The organism is Roseococcus thiosulfatophilus (assembly GCF_017311575.1).
Lineage (GTDB): Bacteria > Pseudomonadota > Alphaproteobacteria > Acetobacterales > Acetobacteraceae > Roseococcus > Roseococcus thiosulfatophilus.
On record NZ_JAFFQY010000025.1, the window covers coordinates 1 to 20384 of the forward strand.

Sequence of the window (20384 nt, forward strand, 5' to 3'; positions counted from 1 at the left end):
AACTCCAGGCGGCCTCCGGTTGGGGGCCGGTAAGATAGTAAGATCGTAAGATGGTAAGGAAGAATTTGTTCCCAAATTGACGATGGGGTCCGGGGTCCGCCACGGACCCCGGCGGGGGTGTGGGGGCAGCGCCCCCGCCTCAAACCACCCCCGATCCCCCCTCCGCCGCCAGCACAATCCTTGCCAGCGCCTCATCCCGCCCAAGCGCCTCCAGCGTCAGGTCAATGGGCGGGCTCATGGTGCTGCCGGTCAGGGCCACGCGCAGCGGCTGGGCCACGTCCTTCAGCTTGATGCCCTTCACATCGGCATAGTCGCGCAGCCAGTGTTCCAGGTCGGCCCGCGTCCATTCGGGCATGGCCGAGAGGAATTCCGCCAGGTTCAGCAGCCGGGCGCGTGCCTCCTCCGTCAGCAGGGCCGCGGCCTTGGCGTCGGGAACGGGTGCGGTGTCGGCCACCACGAAGGCCGCGCTCTCGGCCAGTTCGGCCAGCGTCTTCGCGCGCTCCTGCAAGGCCGGCAGCAGGGCGCGCACGCGGGCGATCTTCTCCGTGCCGAAATCCTGGCCCATGGCGGCCAGGCGGCGCATCACCTCGGGCAGCAGCGCCTCCGGGTCCGCCTGGCGCAGATAGACGCCGTTCAGGTGCATCAGCTTCGCGTAGTCCATGCGCGACGCCGCGCGGCCCACATCCTTCAGGTCGAAGATCTTTTCCGCACGCTCGCGCGGGATGATCTCCTCATCGCCATGGCCCCAGCCCAGGCGCAGCAGGTAGTTGCACACCGCCTCGGGCAGCAGCCCCTGCTCGCGGAACTCCAGCACGGAGACGGCGCCGTGCCGCTTGGACAGCTTGGCGCCATCCGCGCCATGGATCAGCGGGATATGCGCGAAGCGCGGCCGGTGCCAGCCCATCGCGTCATAGACCATGCATTGGCGGAAGGTGTTGGTCAGGTGGTCATCGCCGCGGATGACATGGGTGATGGCCATGTCATGGTCATCCACCACCACCGCGTGCAGATAGGTGGGCGTGCCGTCGGAGCGCAGGATGATCATGTCATCCAGCTCCGACGCCGCGACGCGCACCGTGCCTTGCACCAGGTCGTCCACGACGGTCTCGCCCTCGACCGGCGCCTTGAGGCGGATGGCGAAGGGCGTGCCCTCCTGCTCGGGTCCGGGCTCGCGGTCGCGCCAGTAGCCGTCGTAGCGGGGCGGGCGCTTCTCGGCCATCGCGCGCTCGCGCATGGCGGCCAGTTCCTCGGGGGTTTCGTAGGCGCGGTAGGCTTTCCCGGCGGCCAGCAATTCGTGCGCCACCTCGGCATGGCGGGCCTCGCGCGCGGACTGCATCACGGGCGGCTCATCCGGGCTCAGGCCCAGCCATTCCAGGCTTTCCAGGATCTGCGCGACGGCTTCGGGCGTGGAGCGCGCGCGGTCCGTGTCCTCGACGCGCAGCAGATACTGCCCGCCATGGCGCCGGGCGAAGAGCGCGTTGAACAGGGCGGTGCGGGCGCCGCCAATGTGCAGGAAGCCGGTGGGGGAGGGCGCGAAGCGCGTGCGGACGGTCATACCCCTGTTCCTAACATGAGGCTTGCCGCGCGCGGAGGGGTGGTTCATCGCTGCGCCATGCTGGCCCCGCCACAACCCTGGGTCGTTCGCGTGCTGGAGGCGGAGCGCCGCCGCCTGGCGCTCTGGCTGCCCGTGGCGCTGGGCTGCGGCATCCTGGTCTATTTCGCGTTGTGGAATGAGCCGCACCCCGCCTGGGCGCTGGCGGCGCTGCTGCCCTTGCCGGTGGCGGTCTGGCTCGCGCGGCGCTGGCTGCTGGCGGGCTGGGCCATGGGGCTCGCGGCGGCGGCGGGGCTGGGCTTCGCGCTGGCCCTGCTGCACGCGGCGCTGGTGCCGCCCGTGCTGGACCCGCCGCGCACCGCCCTCATCGTCACCGGCACCGTGGCCGAGACCGACCTGCTGCCCGAGGGCGCGCGCCTCACCCTGGCGGGCGTGCGTTGGGCCGAGGACATGCCCCCCGCCCGCCGCACCATCCGCGTGCGGCTGCGCGCCGATGACCTGGCCCGCCCCCAGCCGGGCGACATGGTCCGCATCCGCGCCCTGCTGCGCCCGCCGCCGCCGCCCACCCATCCGGGCGGCTGGGATTTCCAGCGCGCGGCCTATTTCGCGGAGCAGGGCGGTTCGGGCTTCGCGCTGGGGCCGGTGGAAGTGCTGGCGCGGGGCGGCCGCGCCCCGCCGCTCTCGGGCTGGCGCGCCTTGATCGAGGCGCGGGTCGCGGCCGCGCTGCCCGGGGCGCCGGGCGCCATCGCCGCCGCGCTGCTGACGGGCGGGCAGAGTGCCGTGCCGCAAGCGGACCTCGCGGCGATGCGCGACAGTGGCCTCGTTCACCTGCTTTCGGTGTCGGGGCTGCATATCGGCCTGGTCATGGGCATGGCGTTCTTCGTGGTGCGCGGCGGGCTGGCGCTGTGGCCGGGCTTCGCGCTGCGCTTCGGCACCCGCGCGCCGGCGGCATTGGCCGCGCTGGCGGCGGGCGGCTTCTACATGGTGCTGACGGGCAGCCAGGTGCCCATGCAGCGCAGCTTCGCCATGGCGGCGCTGGTGACGGTGGCACTGCTGGCAGGGCGGCGCGCCTTCTCGCCGCGGGTGCTGGCCTTCGCGGCCGCGGTGGTGCTGGCGCTGCACCCGGCGGTGGTGCTGGGCCCCTCCTTCCAGATGAGCTTCCTCGCCGTGATGGCGCTGGTGGCCGGCTGGGAGGTGGCGCGCCCCCGGCTGCGCCGCGACCCCGGCCCGCGCCCCTGGTGGTGGTGGCTGGTGGCGGCGGTGGCGGGCACGGCGCTGACCTCGGTGCTGGCCGGCCTCGCCACCACGCCGCCCGGGCTGCACCATTTCGGCCGCGTGCAGCTCTACGGCGTGGCGGCCAATGCGCTGGCGGTGCCGCTGACCTCGGTGCTGGTGATGCCGGCGGGCATGCTGGCCCTGCTGCTGATGCCGCTAGGGCTGGAGCAATGGCCCCTCGCCATCATGGGGTGGGGGGTCCAGGGCATCCTGGCGGTGGCGCATGCGGTGGCGTCCTGGCCGGGGGCGGCGCTCTCGCTGGCGCCGCCGCCCGCCTGGGGACTGCTGGTGACGGTGCTGGGCCTGTGCTGGCTGTGCCTGTGGCGCACGGGCTGGCGGCTCTGGGGCCTGCCGGCCGCCATTGGAGGCATGCTGGCGGGAGCCGTCTCGCCGCCGCCAGACGCGCTGGTGGCGGGCGACGGCCGCCTCTTCGCGCTGCGCGCGGGCGGCGAGGTCTTCGTGGAACGCCGCCCCGGCGCCTCGCGCTTCGTGCAGGATTCCTGGCTGCGCGCCTGGGGGGCTTCCGGCGCCACGAACCTGCCCGTGCAAGGCGAGGCGGCGGGTGGCCGCATCACCTGCGCGCCCGATGCCTGCACGCTGCGCGACGAAGCCGGCACCCCGCGCCTCGTGCTGCTGCGCCCGCCCATCCCGCGCCGCAACGAACGCCTGCCGCCGCAATACGCCCCGCGCGACATCTGCGGGACGGTGCCGCTGATCCTCTCGCCCGAACCCTTGCGCGGCCGCTGCCCCGGCACGCTGGTGGTGGACCGCTTCAGCCTCTGGCGGAACGGCGCGCACGCGGCCTGGACGGCGGAGGGCCTGGTGCTGTCGGACCGCGCCTGGCGCGGCGACCGTCCCTGGGTGCCGCCCGAACCCCGCCCGCGCGGCGAGGAGGCGCTGCCGCCGGCGCTGACCGAATAATCCGCTACATCGCGAAGCCCTGCACCAGGCTCGCGGCCAGCAGCGTCCAGCCATCCACCAGCACGAAGAAGATCAGCTTGAAGGGCAGCGACACCACCGAGGGCGGCAGCATCATCATGCCCAGCGACATCAGGATGGACGCCACCACCATGTCAATCACGAGGAAGGGCAGGAACAGCAGGAAGCCGATCTCGAAGGCGCGGCGCAATTCGGTGACGAGGAAGGCTGGCATCAGCGCGCGCCAGGGCGCCTCGGCCGGCGTCGCGGAGGGCAGGCGCGCGAGGTCGAGGAACATGGCCAAATCCGTCTCGCGCACATTGGCCGCCATGAAGCGGTGAAAGGGTTGGGCCGCGGCGGTGAGGCCCGTCATCTCGTCCATGCGGCCCTCGGTCATGGGCTGGATGCCCTGCACCCAGGACGCCTCCAGCACCGGCTGCATCACGAAGAAGGAGAGGAAGAGCGCCAGCCCGATCAGCACCGGGTTGGGCGGCACGCCTTGCGCGCCGATGGCCGAGCGCAGCAGGGCCAGCACGATGACGATGCGCGTGAAGGCGGTGGCCATCACCAGCAGCGAGGGCGCCAGCGACAGCAGCCCGACCAATGCCGTGAGCTGCACGAGCCGCGCCGTGGCCCCCGGCTGCCCGGTGGCGCCAAGGTCAATGGCGACGGATTGCGCCGAGGCCCCGCCGGCCAGCAGCGCCAGGACAAGGGCGAGTGCGAAGACCCTCATGGCGCCTCTCCCGGCAGCCAGCCCAGGAACTGGTCGCCCATGGGGCCGGTCAGCAGCAGGCCCTCCCGCCCGTCGCAGCGGAACAGCACCATGCGCCGCCGCGCATCCAGCGCGCAGGAATCGGCCACGCGCAGCCGCGCATCGGGCCGCGCCACCAGGCCCCGGCGCTGCAACAGCCGCGCGCCGCCCCAGAGCAGCAGCAGCACGGCGGCCAGCGCGGCGCCCGCCTGAAGGTAACTGGCCTGGAGGTAGTCAGGTGAAGTCATGGCGTGGCCTCCTGCCGACGCGGATGGGGGGTTCAGGGCAGGCGGAGCGCGAGGTCGAGGCGCTCCAGCTCCCGCAGGCAATCATCGAGGGCGGGGCGCAGCAGCGGCGCCGCGCCCGCGTCCAGGCAGGCCAGCGCGGCGGCGAGCCGCGCGGCCTCGGCCTCCAGCCCCTCCAGCTCCACGGCGCGGCCGGAGGTGACCAGGGCGCGCGCCACGGCCATGGTGGTGGCGAGCGACTGGATGGCCGCCAGCACCGCCTGGATTTCGGGCGCGGCCTGGGCAGGTGGGGGCGGCACCGCGGGGCAGGGGGGAGGGGCCATGGGGCCTTTCTGACCGCCAGGCCCTTAAGGAACCCTGACCGACCCAGCTCGGGCCGCTTCAGCCTTCCTTAACCTTCCCCCGCCAAAGCTGCGTGCCATGGACCTCATGCGCTCCGGCCCCATGGCCCTTGCCGAACAACGGCTGCATTGGCTGGACGGGCGGCAGCGGCTGCTCGCCGCCAACATCGCCAATGCCGACACGCCGGGCTACCGCGCGCGGGACGCCGTGCCCTTCGCCGAGATCCTGAACCGCCGCGTGGCGCGGCCGGCCATGGCCGCCACCGATGCGCGGCACCTGCTGCCCGCGGGCGGCGCCAATCGCGGGCTGGTGGCCGCGGTGAGCGAGCGCACGCCCAATGGCAATGCCGTCTCCATTGACGAACAGGCCATCCGCATCGCCGAGAACGACCAGTCCCACGCCATGACCATGGGGCTGCACCGCAAATACCTGGCGCTGTTCCGCACCGCGCTGGGCCGCCCCTGACGGAGTGAACCGCCATGGACCTCGACCGCGCCCTTTCCATCTCCGCCGCCGGCATGGCCGCGCAATCCTCGCGGCTGCGCGTGGTGGCGGAGAACATCGCCAACCGCGACAGCACGGGCAACGCGCCGGGCGCCGAGCCCTATCGCCGCAAGACCGTCACCTTCGCCAACCGCCTCGACCGCGCGCTGGGCGTGGAGACGGTGCACGTGGCGCGCGTGGGCCGCGACAACAGCGCCTTCCCGGAGCGCTTCGAGCCCGGGCACCCCGCCGCCGATGAACGCGGCTATGTCCGCACGCCCAATGTGGATGGCCTCGTGGAGAACATGGACATGCGCGAGGCCAATCGCAGCTACACCGCCAACCTCGCCGTGCTGGAGACCACGCGCGGCATGTTGATGCGCGCCATCGAGGCGCTGCGCTGATGGCCGCCCCCATCCTTGGCGCGGCACTCGGTGCCGCGGCGGCCTATCGCGCCGCGCAAGGCCTGGGCGAGGCCGCCTCCACCGTGGCCGGTGCCGCGGGCGGCTTCGGCGATGCGTTGAACCGCGCCGTGCGCGGCGCCATCCAGACCGGCCACCAGGCCGATGCCAGCGCGACCGCCGCCCTCACCGGCACGGGCAGCGTGACCGATGTGGTGCTGGCCATCTCCCGCGCCGAACTCGCGCTCCAGACCGCGACCACGGTGCGCGACCGCGTCGTCACCGCCTACCAGGACGTGATGCGCATGCCGATCTGACGGCAACGCGCCGCCCGCCCGCAAAACGCGAGGGGTTCGCCACATGCTTGAACAGGCCACCGTGATGGCCATGCGCGAGGCCGTCTGGGTCGCGCTGCAACTGGCCGGCCCGCCGCTGCTGGCGGTGCTGTGCATCGGCCTCGTCGTCTCGCTCATCCAGGCGCTGACGCAGATCCAGGAGCCGACCCTGGCCTTCCTGCCCAAGCTCGCGGCCATGGTGACGCTGCTGCTGTTTCTCGGCCCGCACATGTCGGGGCTGATGCGCGGCTGGGCGGCCACCCTCTTCGACCAGGTGGTGGCGCTGGGCGGCGCGCCCTGATGATCACGCCCACCGACCTCGCGCTGCTGGAGGCCCTGCCGCTGCTGGCCTTCCACGCGGCGCTGGTCTTCTGCCGCATGGGGGCGGCGGTGATGCTGCTGCCGGGCCTGGGCGAATCCGAGATCCCCATGACGCAGCGCCTGGCGCTGGGCATCCTGCTCGTCTTCGTGCTGACCCCGGTGCTGAGCCCCAGCCTGCCGCCGCTGCCGGAGCAGGTCGCGCCGCTCGCCCTGCTGGTGGCGGCGGAGGTGCTGGTCGGCGCCTGGATCGGCCTTTGCGCGCGCTTCCTGGCGCTGGCGCTGGCCCAGGCCGGGCAGGTCATCGCGCTGATGATGGGCCTCGCCACGCCGCTTCAGGGCGACCAGTTCCTGGGCAGCAGCGCGACGGCGCCGGCGCGCATGCTGGGCCTGCTGACGGCGGCGCTGTTCCTGGCCACGGGCCTCTACGAGGTGCCGCTGCGGGCGCTGGCCGGCAGCTATGCCACCCTGCCGCCCGGCCAGCCGCTGCCGCTGGGCGATGCCGCCGAATTGCTGACGCGCTTCGTGGCCGGCATGATGGCGGTGGCCATGCAGCTCGCGGCACCCTTCGTGCTGGCCGCCATCTTCTTCAACGCGGCCATGGGGCTGCTGGCGCGCGTGGCCCCCCAGCTGCAGGTCTTCGTGGTGGCCGCGCCCGCGCAGCTGCTGGGCGGCTTCCTGCTGCTGATCCTGCTGATGCCCGCCCTCTTCCACGCCTGGTGGGTGGCCATGGGCGAGGCGCTGTCCCGCCTGCCCGGCCTCGGCTGACCCATGGCCGAGGACGAGGAGGGCGGTGGCGAACGCACGGAAGAGGCCTCCGCCCGCAAACTCCAGAAGGCGGCGCAGGAAGGCCAGGTCGCGCTCTCGCGCGAGGCGGTGGGGTTCGCCACGCTGCTGGTGGCCTCGCTGGGCGCGGCCATCATGCTGCCCGGCCGCGTGGCCGATCTCGCGGCCGCCATGGCAGGCGGCTTCGCGCGCGCGCATGAGCTCGACACCGGCTGGGCCGCGCGGGAATGGGGGTGGCTGTTCTTCCACCTGGCCTGGCCCGTCGCGGCCGCGGCCATCCTGGGGGCCGTGGCGGCCACGCTGTTGCAGACCCGCGCCGCGCTGAACTTCAAGTCCATGGCGCCGAGCCTCGCCAAGCTCTCGCCGCTGAAGGGCTTCGGGCGGATGTTCGGCAAGGAGGGGCTGATGGAGTTCCTCCGCACCCTGCTCAAGATGCTCATCGTCATGGCCGCGCTCTGGTTCGTGGCAAGCGACCTGCCGGGGCTGTCCACGCTGATCGAGGCGCCGCCGGGCGCCCTGTTCGGCGCGGCGGGGCAGGGCGTGGCGCGGCTGCTGGCCGCGACGCTGGCCGCCTTCGCCTTGCTGGCCCTGGCCGACATTCTCTGGGTCCGTCACCGCCACCTCGAACAGCTCAAGATGACGAAGCAGGAGGTGAAGGACGAGATGAAGGAGAGCGAGGGCGACCCCGCGGTCCGTGGCCGCCTGCGCCAACTCCGCGAATCCAAGGGCCGCGCGCGCATGATGGCCGCCGTGCCCAAGGCCGCCGTCGTCATCACCAACCCCACGCATTATGCGGTTGCCCTGGCCTATGACCCCGGCCAGTCTGCCGCGCCCAAGGTGGTGGCGAAGGGGGTGGATGCCGTGGCGGCCCGCATCCGAGAGGTGGCGAAGGAGGCGGGCGTGCCCATCATGGCCGACCCCCCGCTGGCGCGCGCGCTGCACCGCCTCGACCTCGACGCCGAAATTCCTGCCCAGCATTGGGATGCGGTGGCGCGCATCATCGCCCTCGTCATGCGGCGCGCGGGCGGGGCATGAAGGGCATGGTGCCCCCGGGCGCGCTGCTGGACGCGCTGCCCCAGCCGCTCGCCCTGCTCGACGCGCGGGGGGAGCTGGTGGCGGCCAACCCGCCCTTCCGCGCCCAGCTGGAGGGCGTGGCCCCCGGCGACAAGGCCTGGGACCTGCTGCCCGAGGCGGCCGAGGCGCTGGCGGCGGGGCTGCGCGGCACGCCGGGGCGGGTCGGCATCGCCCGGCTTTCCGTCTCGCTCGCCATCACGCCTTGCGCGCGGGGCGTGCTGCTGGCCCTGACCCCCACGGGCGATGGGCAGGACGAACGGCTCGCCCTGCTGGGCCGGCTCGCGGGCGGCATCGCGCATGACTTCAACAACCTGCTGGGCGTGATCCTGGGGGCGGCCGCCGCCGCGCGCGTGGCGCCCCTGCCGGACGAGGTCGCCGTCGAGGTCGCGGCCATCGAGGCGGCGGCGGAGCGTGGCGCGGCGCTGGTCCGCCAGCTGCTCGCCTTCGCGCGGCAGCAGGTGCTGGCCCCGCGCAGCGTGGCGCTGAACGACACGGTGATGCAGTTCGTGCGCCTGCTGCCGCGGCTGATGGGGCCGGGCATCCAGGTCGAGATGCATCTCGAACAGCCCTCGCGCCATATCCTGGTGGACCCCGACCAATGGTCCCGCGTGCTGCTGAACCTGGCCGTGAACGCGCGCGAGGCGATGGGCGCGCGGGGGCGCCTGATCTTCACCACCGGACGGCGCCTCGTCCTGGCGGACGAGATCGCGGCGGGCGAAGTGCTGCCGCCGGGCCGCTACGTCACGCTGGAACTGCGCGACACGGGCCCCGGCATCCCGCCCGAGGTGCTGCCCCGCATCTTCGAGCCCTTCTATTCCACCAAGCTCGAATCCGGCGGCACGGGGCTCGGGCTCGCCACCGTGCAGGGCATCGTGGGGCAGTCGGGCGGGCGGATCGAGGTGGAATGCCCGCCGGAGGGCGGCACCCTCTTCCGCATCCTGCTGCCCCGCGCCGAACCGCCGCCCGAGGCGGCCCCGGCGCTCCCGGACCCGGAACCTGTGGTGGCGCCGCCCGCCGGCCCCATCCTGCTGGTGGACGATGAACGCACCCTGCTGCGGGTCGCCGCACTGACGCTGCGCCAGGCCGGGCACGAGGTGGTGCCGCAGGAGGATTCGCAGGATGCGCTGGACGCCATCCGCGAGGGGCTGCGGCCCGCGCTTCTGGTCACGGACGTCGCCATGCCGGGGCTGGACGGGCTGGAACTGGCGCGCGCCGCCCGCGCCGTTCAGCCGGACCTGCCGGTGCTGCTGCTGTCCGGCTATTCGGCGGCCTCGGTCGGTGGCGCGCCGGAACGCGAGGGCTTCGCCTTCCTCGCCAAGCCCTTCACGCCCGAGGCGCTGCGCGCCGCCGTCGCCGCGCGGCTCGCATCCTCTGGTTGAGGTGGGCGCCCGCGCGCAACCGGGTCTTCCTTGCGACTCACCCCTGGCCGGCACATAGTGCCCCACCCGTATTGCCCGGCGAGGACCGCCGGGCCGTGATCCAAGGATGAAGCCAGATGGAAAAAGGAAAAGCGCTGGAGGCGGCCCTCAGCCAGATCGAGCGCGCCTTCGGCAAGGGCTCCATCATGCGGATGGGCGCCAAGACGGCGATGGAGGATATCGAGGTCATCTCCACGGGCTCGCTCGGCCTCGACCTGGCACTCGGCATCGGCGGCGTGCCCAAGGGGCGGATCATCGAGATCTACGGCCCGGAATCCTCGGGCAAGACCACGCTCGCGCTGCACATCATCGCCGAGGCGCAGAAGAAGGGCGGCACCTGCGCCTTCATTGACGCCGAGCACGCGCTCGACCCCGGCTATGCGCGCAAGCTGCATGTGGACGTGGACAACCTGCTGATCAGCCAGCCCGATGGCGGCGAGCAGGCGCTGGAAATCGCGGACACGCTGGTGCGCTCCGGCGCCATTGACGTGCTGGTGGTGGACAGTGTCGCGGCCCTCGTCCCCAAGGCCGAGCTGGAGGGCGAGATGGGCGACACCCATGTCGGCCTGCACGCCCGCCTCATGTCCCAGGCGCTGCGCAAGCTGACGGGCACCGTGTCGCGCTCCAACTGCCTGCTGATCTTCCTGAACCAGATCCGCCTCAAGATCGGCGTGATGTTCGGCAACCCCGAGACCACCACGGGCGGCAACGCGCTGAAGTTCTACAGCTCCATCCGCATGGAGATCCGCCGCATCGGCGCGATCAAGGAGCGTGAGGACGTCATCGGCAACCAGACCCGCGTGAAGGTGGTGAAGAACAAGATGGCGCCGCCCTTCCGCCAGGTGGAGTTCGACATCCTCTATGGCGAGGGCATCTCCAAGGTGGGCGAGTTGCTGGACCTCGGCGTGAAGGCAGGCGTGGTCGAGAAGTCGGGCGCCTGGTTCTCCTGCGATGGCACGCGCATCGGCCAGGGGCGCGAGAACGCCAAGCAGTTCCTGCGCGACCACCCCGAGATGGCCGACAGCGTGGAGCGCCGCATCCGCGGCCAGGCCGACACGGTGGCGAGCGGCATGCTGGCGAGCCCGGACAGCGACTCGGACGGCGATGACGAATGACCCCTTCCTGCCCGGCCCCGCGATCCGCATCGCGGGCCGGGCAGGGGGCGTTCTTTCCGGCCTGAGCTTCGCCGCCAAGGACCTCTTCGACGTCGCCGGCCACCCCACGGGCGGCGGCAACCCGGATTGGGCGGCGCACTACCCGGTGCCTGATCGCCATGCCTGGGCGGTGCAGGCGCTGCTGGATGCGGGCGCCGAGCTGGTGGGCAAGACCGTGACCGACGAGGTCTCGCTCGGCATCCTGGGCGAGAACGCCTTCGACGGCACGCCGCTGAACCCCGCGGCGCCGGGGCATGTGCCGGGCGGTTCCTCCTCCGGCTCCGCCAGCGCGGTGGCGCAGGGGCTGTGCGACATCGCGCTGGGCACGGACACCGGCGGCAGCGTGCGGGTGCCGTCCAGCTTCTGCGGCCTCTATGGCATCCGCCCCACCCATGGGCGGCTGGACCTCACGGGCATGCTGCCCCAGGCGCCCAGCTCCGACACCACCGGCTGGTTCGCGCGGGACGCTGGCACCTTCGCGCGCGCCAGCGAGGTGCTGCTGCAGGAGGCGATCCCGGACGCGCTGCCCAAGCGGCTGATCATCGCCACCGACGCCTTCGGCTTCGCGGAAGCCAACACCGCCGCGGCGCTGCAACCCCTGCTGGACCGGCTGAAAACCCTGGTGCCCGAGTGGCGCGAGGACATCCTGGCCCACGGCGGCCTCACCGCCTGGGCCCGCGCCCAGCGCACGCTGCAGCCCGTCGAGGCCTGGGAGACCTTCCGCCCCTGGGTCGAGACGCACAACCCGCGCATGGCCTTCTCGGTCGCGCGCGGGCTGGTGCTGGGGGCGGCCACGCCGGAAGCCGAGCGCGGCTGGGCCGCCATGGTGCGGCAGGAGGCGCGGGGCCGGCTGCGGCACCTGCTGCCGCCGGGCACCATCCTCGCCATGCCCACCACGCCCTTCCCGGCGCCGAAGGCCGGGCTGCCGCTGCCGGCGCTGGGGCCCATCCGCGACGCGATATTGGGCCTCTGCGCGCATGGGGGGCTGGCGGGGCACCCGCAGATCAGCATCCCGGGCAGCCTGGCGGATGGGCGGCCGGTGGGCTTGTCCCTGCTGGCCGCGCGCGGGGCCGATGCGCTGCTGGTCCGCACCGCCCTTGCCCTGGAGACGCGCTGAATGGAACTGAACATCCCCGAGGTGGTGGAGGAAATCCGCACCCTGTTCGAACGCTACGAACAGGCGCTGATCGACAAGGATGTGGAGGTGCTGGACGCCACCTTCTGGAACAGCCCGCTGACCATCCGCGCCGCCATCCATGAGAACGGCTATGGCTTCGACGAAATCCATGCCCACCGCGTGCGCCGCCCGCCCGGGCCGGGCATCAAGCTGAAGCGCCGCCGCGTGGTGATCACCACCTTCGGCCGCGACATGGCGACGGTGCATCTGGAATTCGACATGCGCGGCCGCGACATGCCGGCGCGGCAAAGCCAGACCTGGGTGCGCTTCCCGGATGTGGGCTGGAAGGTCGTGCTGGCGCAGGTCTCCGTCACGGAATCCACCCCCGCCTATTGAGGAAGGACCACGCCCATGCCCCGTGAACTCGGCGCGGCCGAAATGGAAGCCGCCCTCGCCGGCGGGGCCGTGCTGGCGGCCGGCGGCGGCGGCTGGGCCGAGCATGGCCGCGTGCTGGGCACCGCCGCGATCCATTGCGGCCGCCCCGTGCTGATGCACCCGGACGAGCTGCCGGACAGCGCCATCATCGCCACCGCCGCCGCCATCGGCGCCCCTGGCGACCAGACGGCCTGGGAGATGCTGGCGGTGGACTATGTCCGCGCCGCCCAGCTGCTGGAGCGGGAGTTCGGCCGCAAGATCGACGGCTTCATGGTGGGGCAGAACGGCATGTCCTCCACCCTGAACGGCTGGCTGCCGGCGGTGATGATGAAGGCCGTGGTGCTGGACGCGGTGGGCGACATCCGCGCTCACCCGACCGGCGACATGGGCAGCATGGGCATGCACCGCGACCCCACGCCCACCATCCAGACGGTGGCGGGCGGCAACCGCGCCGAGGGGCGCTACATCGAGCTCGTCACGCGGGGTGCCACCGCCATGGTCAGCCCCATCCTGCGCACGGCGGGGCATATGTCGGGCGGCTTCATCGCCTCCTGCCGCAACCCCGTGACCAATGGCTTCGTGAAGCAGAACGCGGCGGTGGGCGGCATCAGCTACGCGCTGGCGCTGGGCGAGGCGATCATCGCCGCGCGTCCCTCCGGCGGCCGCGCGGTCATCGAGGCCATCCGCGCCCATACGCGCGGCCGCATCCTGGCCGAGGGCGAGGTGCGGCGCGAGGCCATGGCCTATACCGAGGCCGCCTTCGACGTGGGGCGCTTCCAGGTGGGCGAAGCCCTCCTGCACCTGATGAATGAATGGATCGCGGTGGAGGCGGGCGGCGAGCGGCTCGCCACCTTCCCCGACGTCATCACCACGCTGGATGCGGAGACGGGCGCCCCCGTCTCGGCCGGGCGCATCCGGGAGGGGCAGCGCCTCGTTGTGCTGCACATTCCCTGCGCCGAGGTGCCGCTGGCGCCGGCGCTGCTCGACCACGGGCTCTATCCCGTGGTCGAGGCGGCGCTGGGGATCGAGGTGATCCCCTATCTGCCGAAGGCCGGCGCCTGAACGCCGGAGCTCAGGCCCCCGCCACGATCCCCAGCTGCCGCGCCGCGCCGCCCCACTTCTCCGCGAATTCGCGGATGAAGGCGGTGTAGGCCGCGCCCGTCACGGGCGGGTTGGGCGCGTAGTTGGCCAGCTGCTCCAGCCGCGCCGTCACATTGGGCGTCGCCATGGCGGCGACCGAGGCCTCGGTCAGCTTCGTCGCGATGTCGGCCGGCAGGCCGCGGGGCCCGGAGAGCCCCGCCCAGGTCGTGTTGGTCAGCACCGGCATGCCCTGTTCCGCGAAGGTGGGGATGTCGGGGAAGGCCGGGATGCGCTGCGGCGTGGAGAGGGCCAGCACCCGCACCTGCCCGTCGCGGATCATGCCGGTGTTGGTGGTGATGGGGTCGAACATGCTCTCGATGCGCCCGCCCAGCAGGTCCGACAGGCCGGCGGCGCTGCCGCGATAGGGCACATGGTCCATGTTGGGCAGGTTGGCCTGGCGCGCCATCACCTCGCCCATCAGATGCGTGCCCGAGCCGATGCCGGAGGAGCCGTAGCGGATGGGCCCGCGGCGCGCGGCCTCGATGTAGTCGGCGAGCGTGCGGATGGGGCTGTCGCTCTTCACCATCAGCAGGTTGGCGCTTTCGGCCAGCAGGGCCAGGTGGGTGAAGCTGTCCACCACATTGTAGGCCAGGTTCGGATAGGTGCCCGACGCCACGCCGAAGGGCGAGGAATGGCTCATCACCAGGGTGTAGCCATCGGGGGCCGCCTGGGCGGCCAGGTTCGCCCCCAGCGTGCCGCCCGCGCCCGCGCGGTTCTCCACCACCACCGACTGGCCGATGCGCGGCGTGAGCTCGGCGGCCAGCAGCCGCGCCATGGTGTCGGCGAAGCCGCCGGGCGGGAAGGTCGAGATCAGGCGGATGGGGCCGCGCGCGGGCCAGGCGGATTGCGCCCGGGCGGAAGGGACCAGCGCGGGGGCGGCGAGGGTGGCGGCGGCACCCCCCAGGATCAGTTGGCGGCGAAACATGTGGCAGTCTCCAGCAATCATCTGCCCAGGAGGTGGGCAGGACCCGGCCTGTGGGCGGTCAGGCATGGGGTGGTTGCAAGGGCCGTGCCGCCGCATCAGACGGGCAGGGGGCGCACCGCGCCCGGCCCCTCATACCCGCCGCGGATCACCACGGCGCGGTCATCGGGCCGGCAGAAGACCGGGCCGTCATAGCGGGCCAGCATGTCCTCCAGGGCCACGCGCACCACGCCCCAGCCCTGCTCCTCGATCGGGCGGGCGGCGGAGAGGTCGAGGTTCTTCAGCAGGCCCCAGCGGCTCGGCTCGCCGCCGAAGAAGTAGGTGTAGGCGCCACGATTGGTCAGGCGCAGTTCGAAATCCACCAGGGAATAGTCGCGGAACAGCCGCTTGCCGCCCCAGGACCAGCCGGGGCTGGCGTGCAGGCGCAGTTCGCAGTCCGTCCATTCGCCCGGCCGGCCGGTGACGCGGGAGACAATCCCGGGCAGCGCTTCCAGCGGCGCATAGTGGTAGAGCGCGGTGAAGCCCAGGCGCCGCAGCATGATCCGGGGTGTGGGCATCGCGACCGGCATGGCGGCAGGCTAGAGCGTCCCGGCCATCGGGCACAATCCGGATCATTCCCCCAACTTGAGGGGAAACCGGCGCCACGCTACAGCACGGGCCATGAGCAGCAGCAGCAACGACATCCGCGCCACCTTCCTGGGCTACTTCGCCCGCCACGGCCATGCCGTGGTCGAGAGCAGCCCGCTGGTGCCGCGCAACGACCCCACGCTGATGTTCGCCAATTCCGGCATGGTGCAGTTCAAGAACGTGTTCACGGGGGCCGAGCGCCGCCCCTACAGCACCGCCACCACCGCGCAGAAATGCGTGCGCGCGGGCGGCAAGCACAATGACCTGGACAATGTGGGCTACACCGCCCGCCACCACACCTTCTTCGAGATGCTGGGGAATTTCTCCTTCGGCGACTACTTCAAGGAACAGGCCATCCAGCACGCCTGGACGCTGATCACGAAGGATTTCGCGCTGCCGAAGGAGAAGCTGCTGGTCACGGTCTATTCGGAGGATGAGGAGGCGGCGGGCTTCTGGCGCAAGATCGCGGGGCTGCCCGACAGCCGCATCATCCGCATCCCGACCGACGACAATTTCTGGCGCATGGGCGACACCGGCCCCTGCGGCCCGTGCAGCGAAATCTTCTACGACCATGGCGAGGGCATTCCCGGCGGCCCGCCCGGCAGCCCCGATGAGGATGGCGACCGCTTCATCGAGATCTGGAACCTCGTCTTCATGCAGTTCCTGGAGGAGCCGAAGGGCACGCGCAACCCGCTGCCCCGCCCCTCCATTGACACCGGCATGGGGCTGGAGCGCTTCGCCGCCATCCTGCAGGGCAAGCACGACAACTACGACACCGACACCTTCCGCGCGATCATCCTGGAGAGCGCGCACCTGACCGGGCAGGAGCCGGACGGCGCCTTCCGTGCCAGCCACCGCGTGGTTGCGGACCACCTGCGCGCCGGCGCCTTCCTGATGGCTGATGGCGTGCTGCCCTCCAATGAGGGCCGCGGCTATGTGCTGCGCCGCATCCTGCGCCGCGCCATGCGCCACGCCCACATGATGGGCGCCGAGCAGCCCTTGCTGCACCGCCTCTTCCCGGTGCTCGAGCGGCAGATGGCCGCGGCCTACCCCGAACTCTCCCGCGCCGCCGGCCTCATCACCGAGACCTTCCAGCTGGAGGAGACGCGCTTTCGCTCCCTGCTGGAACGCGGCCTGCACCTGCTGGAGGGCGAGAAGGAGAAGCTGGGCGAAAACGAGCCCCTGCCGGGCGAGGTCGCCTTCCGCCTCTACGACACCTACGGCTTCCCGCTGGACCTGACGCAGGACGCGCTGCGCGCCGAGGGCCGCGCGGTGGACGTGGCGGGCTTCGAGGCCGCCATGGCCGAGCAGAAGCAGCGCGCCCGCGCCGCCTGGGCCGGCAGCGGCGAGGCGGCCACGGAAACCGTCTGGTTCGACGTGAAGGAGAAGGTCGGGGCCACCGAATTCCTCGGCTACAGCACCGAGCGCGCGGAGGGCACCATCACCGCCATCCTGGCCGGCGGCTCGCCCGTCAACTCCGTGGCGGTGGGGCGCGAGGTGGCCGTCATCCTCAACCAGACCCCCTTCTACGGCGAGAGCGGCGGCCAGCAGGGCGATGCCGGCGTCATCCGCACGGCCGACGGCCTCATCCGCATCCGCGACACGCAGAAGAAGCTGGGGGATGTGTTCGTGCATCTCGGCGTGGTCGAGCAGGGCGACATCAGCGTGGGCCAGGCCGTGGTGGCGGAGGTGGATCACACCCGCCGCTCCGCCATCCGCGCGCACCATTCCGCCACCCATCTGCTGCATGAGGCGCTGCGCCGGCGCCTCGGCACCCATGTGGCCCAGAAGGGCTCGCTGGTGGCGCCCGACCGGCTGCGCTTCGACGTCTCCCAGCCCACGCCCATCGCGGCCGAGGACCTCGCCTGGGTCGAGGCCGAGGTGAATGCCCGCATCCGCGAGAACGCCGAGGTCACCACCCGCCTCATGACGCCTGAGGCCGCCGTGGCCGAGGGGGCGATGGCCCTTTTCGGCGAGAAGTATGGCGAGGAGGTCCGCGTCGTCGCCATGGGCCGTGACGAGGCGGCGACCGAGCGCGGCGGCCACTACTCCATCGAACTCTGCGGCGGCACGCATGTGCGCCGCACCGGCGATATCGGCCTGCTCCGCCTGGTGGCCGAGGGCGCGGTCAGCGCCGGCGTGCGCCGCGTGGAGGCCGTGACGGGTGCCGCCGCCCTTGCCGTGGTGGAGGCCGAGGCACGGCTGCTGCGCGAGGCGGCGCTGGCGCTGAAGGTCACCCCCGCCGACCTGCCCGCACGCGTGGCCACCCTCATCGAGGAACGCCGCAAGCTGGAGCGCGACCTGGCCGAGACCCGGAAGAAGCTCGCCACCGGCAGCAGCGCCGAGGTCGAGGTGGTGGGCGGGCTGCGCGTGGCGCTGCGCGACATGGGCGATGTGCCCGGCCGCGAACTGAAGGGCCTCGCGGAAGCCATCCTGAAGTCCGGCACGGCCGACGTGGCCGCGCTGGTGTCCAACGAGGGCGGCAAGGCCAGCATCGTGGTCGGCGTGGGCGAGGTGGCCAAGGGCCGCGCCGATGCGGTGGCGCTGGTGCGCGCGGCCTCGGGCGCGGTCGGCGGCAAGGGCGGCGGCGGGCGGCCCGAGATGGCCCAGGCCGGCGGCCCCGATGGCGACAAGCTGGACGAGGCGCTGGCGGCCATCAAGGCGGCGCTCTCGGCCTGACACGCCCAAGGCGGGGGGCGGGCTGAAACCCGTTGCCCTGCCGGCGCGTTGCCCTTCGGAAGAGGGCAACCCATGACCGGTAAGAACGACCTGCCACGCCACGACGACCCGACGGAGATCACGCCCCGTCCGCGTCCCACCCCGCTCGCCACCGCGTCCCCCAATGTCACGCATCTGCGGCGCGACATCGAGGCGGGCGCCACGGGCGACAAGCTGCCTGTGCTGGACCCCGCCGCCTCGCCGCTCGGCACCGATGACGAGGCGGGCGGCGTCTCCCCCACCACCGCGGAGGTGACGGCCGCCCGCGCGGCGGAGCGTGGCGCGGAGAGCGCCTCGCGCGGGGTCGGCGGCCGCACGGGGCCAAGCCCCGCGCGCGTGCCGCTGCTGGTGGCGCTGGCGGTGCTGCTGGCCGGGGCGGCGCTCTATTTCTCCTTCACCACGCCCTGGTGGTAGCGGGCGCGGCAGCCGCCGCCCCGCCGCACCACGCGCCCCGCGTCACGGCCGGCCGGGGCCGCTGCCGCCATAGGGCGCGGCCGGCGTGGAGGGGGTGGTTTGGCTGAAATGCGCCACCACGAGGATGGAAATCCCGAAGAGGATGTGGGGCCAGGCGATGAAGCCCGCGAAGCCGAACACCCAGGGCGAGACCAGCAGGAAGCCGCCGGCGCCCAGGTCCACCAACCGATGGACCGGCATCGGGATCAGCCGCAGCAGCCCCATCTCGTAGTCCGTCAGCATGGCGAGGCCGATGATGAGCACGCCCATCACCTGCGGCACGAGCTGGGCCGGGCCGCGGTCGGCGAAGCCCAGGAGCATGGGCGCCAGGACCAGGATCAGGCCGACGAGGTAGTCCAGCGCCCCATGGGCGCGGGTGGGGATGACACGCATCGCGAAGTCCTCCGGCTGGGGTGGGCATCGGGGTCGGCGTGGCTCGCGGTGGGGCCGTGGCGCCGCACCGTCTGGGAAAAACCCTGCCCGCACCGATGGGTTGCCGGATGGCATGGCGGAACTTCCGTGCCCGGGGCGGGTTGTAGCAGCGACACTTTGCCGGAGTTCCCATGTCCCCCTCGCCGCGCAGCATCGCGATCATCGGCGCCTCCAGCGGCGTTGGCCGCGCCACCGCCCATGCCTTCGCCGCGGCCGGCTTCCACCTCGTTCCCGCCGCCCGGCGCCGGGTGGCGGCGGAGGCGTGCCGGGGGCCAGGCACCTCCGGCCCGGCTTCCTGATGAGCGCGCTACCATCCCCCGCCGCGCTGGTGCTCTCGGGCGGCGTCGCGCTGGGCGCCTTCGAGGCCGGGGCCTGCGCCGCGCTGGAGGCCTCCGGCCAGCCCATGCCCCGTTGGATCGCGGGCAGCTCCGTGGGGGCCGTCAACGCGGCGCTCTTCGCGGCCGCCCCGCCGGGCCAGGGCGGTGCCGCCTTGCGCGGGTTCTGGAGTTCCCTGGCGCAGGAGCCCACGCCGCTGACCACCTTCCTGCTCGGCCCGCCCCCGGCCAGGGGCGCCTGGCGCGCCGCGCACAACCGCGCCGCCGCCTGGCAGACGCTGCTGATGGGCCGCCCCGGCCTGTTCCGCCCCGACCTGCGCCTGGGCGGCGGGCGGGCCTTCTATGACATGGCGCCGCTCCGCGCGCGGCTGGATGCCACGCTCGACCTTGACCGGCTGAACCGCGGGCCCACGCGCCTGTCCATCGTCACCACCGATGTGGAGACGGGGGCGCGCGTGGTGTTCGACACCGCGCGCGGGGATTGGCTGACGGCGGAGCACATCCTGGCCTCCAGCGCCATGCCCGGCCTGTTTCCGCCGGTCGAGCTGGAGGGGCGGCGGTTGGTGGATGGCGGGCTGTCGGCCAATGCCCCCCTCGACCTTATTCTCCGCGAGGTGGGGGAGGAGGCGCTGACCTGTCTCGTCGTGGAGCTCTTCCACCGCACGGGCCAGCGACCGCGGCGCCTCTCCGCCGCCCTGGCGCGCGCGGCGGACCTCGCCTTCGGCAACCAGACGCGCCAGGCGCTGGTCGCCCATGCGCGGGAGTGGGAGGTGCGGGCGCGCATGGCCTCGCTGGCGCGCCACCTGCCCGAGGACCGGCGCGCGGACCCCGAGGTGGCGCAGCTGTTGCGCGCCGCCGGTGTGGGCGCGCGGGCCACCGTGGTGCTGATGGGCTACCGCGCCGCCTTCGACGAGGCGGGGCCGGGCAAGGCCTTCGACTTCTCCACCGCCACCCTGGCCGACCGCTGGCGGGCGGGCGAGGCGGCGATGGCGGCGGCGCTGCGCCGCCTCACCCGGCCGGACCGCGCGGAGGAACTCGCGCCGGGCCTGCACCTGCACGAGGTGACGGCCATGCCGCCCCAGCTGGAGGAGTGCTCCGGAATGGCCGCCATCCGCTGAGGCCGGGCGCTACTGGCCGCCGTGCCGCCGAATGT

At 72.8% G+C, this 20384-nt stretch carries 23 protein-coding genes; 16 read left to right on the forward strand and 7 right to left on the reverse strand.

Features of this window, described 5'->3' with window-relative positions:
* Positions 1-139: 139 nt before the first annotated feature.
* A complete protein-coding gene (gltX, locus tag JTN19_RS11170) occupies positions 140-1555 on the reverse strand; it encodes a glutamate--tRNA ligase (RefSeq protein ID WP_206932451.1) in 1416 nt (471 codons plus the stop codon).
* 57 nt (positions 1556-1612) lie between these two features.
* On the opposite strand from gltX, the gene JTN19_RS11175 reads away from it, so the two are divergent.
* The gene (locus tag JTN19_RS11175; protein WP_206932461.1) at positions 1613-3748 is read left to right on the forward strand and encodes a ComEC/Rec2 family competence protein; all 2136 of its coding nucleotides are present in this window, start codon (positions 1613-1615) and stop codon (positions 3746-3748) included.
* Between the two features lie 4 nt (positions 3749-3752).
* On the opposite strand, the gene fliP is transcribed toward JTN19_RS11175, so the two are convergent.
* The 3 genes from fliP to JTN19_RS11190 are packed head-to-tail and all read right to left on the reverse strand — an operon-like array spanning position 3753 to position 5064.
* Positions 3753-4478: a flagellar type III secretion system pore protein FliP gene (gene fliP / locus JTN19_RS11180; protein WP_206932463.1), complete on the reverse strand. Its 726-nt coding sequence runs from the start codon at positions 4476-4478 to the stop codon at positions 3753-3755.
* On the reverse strand, positions 4475-4744 hold the full coding sequence (locus tag JTN19_RS11185) for a hypothetical protein (RefSeq protein WP_206932465.1): 270 nt from the start codon (positions 4742-4744) through the stop codon (positions 4475-4477). The genes fliP and JTN19_RS11185 overlap by 4 nt, the downstream gene beginning before the upstream one ends.
* Positions 4745-4776: 32 nt before the next feature.
* On the reverse strand, positions 4777-5064 hold the full coding sequence (locus JTN19_RS11190; protein ID WP_206932467.1) for a hypothetical protein: 288 nt from the start codon (positions 5062-5064) through the stop codon (positions 4777-4779).
* A gap of 97 nt (positions 5065-5161) precedes the next feature.
* Here JTN19_RS11190 and JTN19_RS11195 point away from each other — a divergent pair, with 97 nt between their 5' ends.
* The 11 genes from JTN19_RS11195 to JTN19_RS11245 all read left to right on the forward strand — a co-directional run bounded on the left by JTN19_RS11195 (position 5162) and on the right by JTN19_RS11245 (position 13666).
* The gene (locus JTN19_RS11195) at positions 5162-5548 is read left to right on the forward strand and encodes a flagellar basal body rod protein FlgB (RefSeq protein WP_206932469.1); all 387 of its coding nucleotides are present in this window, start codon (positions 5162-5164) and stop codon (positions 5546-5548) included.
* 14 nt (positions 5549-5562) lie between these two features.
* Positions 5563-5970, forward strand: coding sequence for a flagellar basal body rod protein FlgC (flgC, locus tag JTN19_RS11200; RefSeq protein ID WP_206932471.1), 408 nt, complete (start codon positions 5563-5565; stop codon positions 5968-5970).
* On the forward strand, positions 5970-6284 hold the full coding sequence (locus JTN19_RS11205) for a flagellar hook-basal body complex protein FliE (protein WP_206932473.1): 315 nt from the start codon (positions 5970-5972) through the stop codon (positions 6282-6284). The genes flgC and JTN19_RS11205 overlap by 1 nt, the downstream gene beginning before the upstream one ends.
* Before the next feature lie 43 nt (positions 6285-6327).
* Positions 6328-6603, forward strand: coding sequence for a flagellar biosynthetic protein FliQ (locus JTN19_RS11210; protein ID WP_206932475.1), 276 nt, complete (start codon positions 6328-6330; stop codon positions 6601-6603).
* Positions 6603-7388: a flagellar biosynthetic protein FliR gene (locus tag JTN19_RS11215; protein WP_206932477.1), complete on the forward strand. Its 786-nt coding sequence runs from the start codon at positions 6603-6605 to the stop codon at positions 7386-7388. Before JTN19_RS11210 ends, JTN19_RS11215 begins: the two co-directional genes overlap by 1 nt.
* A gap of 3 nt (positions 7389-7391) precedes the next feature.
* The gene (locus tag JTN19_RS11220) at positions 7392-8441 is read left to right on the forward strand and encodes an EscU/YscU/HrcU family type III secretion system export apparatus switch protein (protein ID WP_206932481.1); all 1050 of its coding nucleotides are present in this window, start codon (positions 7392-7394) and stop codon (positions 8439-8441) included.
* A 5-nt stretch (positions 8442-8446) separates the two neighbouring features.
* Complete coding sequence (locus JTN19_RS11225; RefSeq protein WP_206932484.1) at positions 8447-9859, forward strand: ATP-binding protein; 1413 nt, start codon at positions 8447-8449, stop codon at positions 9857-9859.
* Between the two features lie 116 nt (positions 9860-9975).
* Positions 9976-11013 (forward strand): recombinase RecA, encoded by a 1038-nt coding sequence (gene recA / locus JTN19_RS11230; RefSeq protein WP_206932490.1) that lies wholly within the window; start codon positions 9976-9978, stop codon positions 11011-11013.
* Positions 11003-12169, forward strand: a complete 1167-nt coding sequence (locus JTN19_RS11235) for an amidase (RefSeq protein ID WP_206932491.1) — start codon at positions 11003-11005, stop codon at positions 12167-12169. The genes recA and JTN19_RS11235 overlap by 11 nt, the downstream gene beginning before the upstream one ends.
* The gene (locus JTN19_RS11240) at positions 12170-12565 is read left to right on the forward strand and encodes an AtzH-like domain-containing protein (RefSeq protein WP_206932492.1); all 396 of its coding nucleotides are present in this window, start codon (positions 12170-12172) and stop codon (positions 12563-12565) included. It begins immediately after the preceding gene.
* A 15-nt stretch (positions 12566-12580) separates the two neighbouring features.
* Positions 12581-13666 (forward strand): DUF917 domain-containing protein, encoded by a 1086-nt coding sequence (locus JTN19_RS11245; protein WP_206932493.1) that lies wholly within the window; start codon positions 12581-12583, stop codon positions 13664-13666.
* Positions 13667-13676: 10 nt separating this feature from the next.
* Here JTN19_RS11245 and JTN19_RS11250 read toward each other — a convergent pair whose 3' ends face one another.
* Both JTN19_RS11250 and JTN19_RS11255 read right to left on the reverse strand, forming a co-directional pair.
* Complete coding sequence (locus JTN19_RS11250; RefSeq protein ID WP_206932494.1) at positions 13677-14669, reverse strand: Bug family tripartite tricarboxylate transporter substrate binding protein; 993 nt, start codon at positions 14667-14669, stop codon at positions 13677-13679.
* A 95-nt stretch (positions 14670-14764) separates the two neighbouring features.
* Positions 14765-15223, reverse strand: a complete 459-nt coding sequence (locus JTN19_RS11255) for a hypothetical protein (RefSeq protein WP_206932495.1) — start codon at positions 15221-15223, stop codon at positions 14765-14767.
* Between the two features lie 103 nt (positions 15224-15326).
* On the opposite strand from JTN19_RS11255, the gene alaS reads away from it, so the two are divergent.
* On the forward strand, positions 15327-17972 hold the full coding sequence (alaS, locus tag JTN19_RS11260; protein ID WP_206932497.1) for an alanine--tRNA ligase: 2646 nt from the start codon (positions 15327-15329) through the stop codon (positions 17970-17972).
* Positions 17973-18044: 72 nt separating this feature from the next.
* Positions 18045-18425 (forward strand): hypothetical protein, encoded by a 381-nt coding sequence (locus JTN19_RS11265; RefSeq protein WP_206932500.1) that lies wholly within the window; start codon positions 18045-18047, stop codon positions 18423-18425.
* A gap of 42 nt (positions 18426-18467) precedes the next feature.
* Here the strand turns inward: JTN19_RS11265 and JTN19_RS11270 are convergent, their stop codons facing one another.
* Complete coding sequence (locus JTN19_RS11270; protein ID WP_206932501.1) at positions 18468-18857, reverse strand: SPW repeat domain-containing protein; 390 nt, start codon at positions 18855-18857, stop codon at positions 18468-18470.
* Between the two features lie 170 nt (positions 18858-19027).
* Here JTN19_RS11270 and JTN19_RS11275 point away from each other — a divergent pair, with 170 nt between their 5' ends.
* Positions 19028-19195, forward strand: coding sequence for a hypothetical protein (locus JTN19_RS11275; protein ID WP_206932502.1), 168 nt, complete (start codon positions 19028-19030; stop codon positions 19193-19195).
* Positions 19195-20349, forward strand: coding sequence for a patatin-like phospholipase family protein (locus tag JTN19_RS11280; protein WP_206932509.1), 1155 nt, complete (start codon positions 19195-19197; stop codon positions 20347-20349). Before JTN19_RS11275 ends, JTN19_RS11280 begins: the two co-directional genes overlap by 1 nt.
* Positions 20350-20384 lie beyond the last annotated feature (35 nt).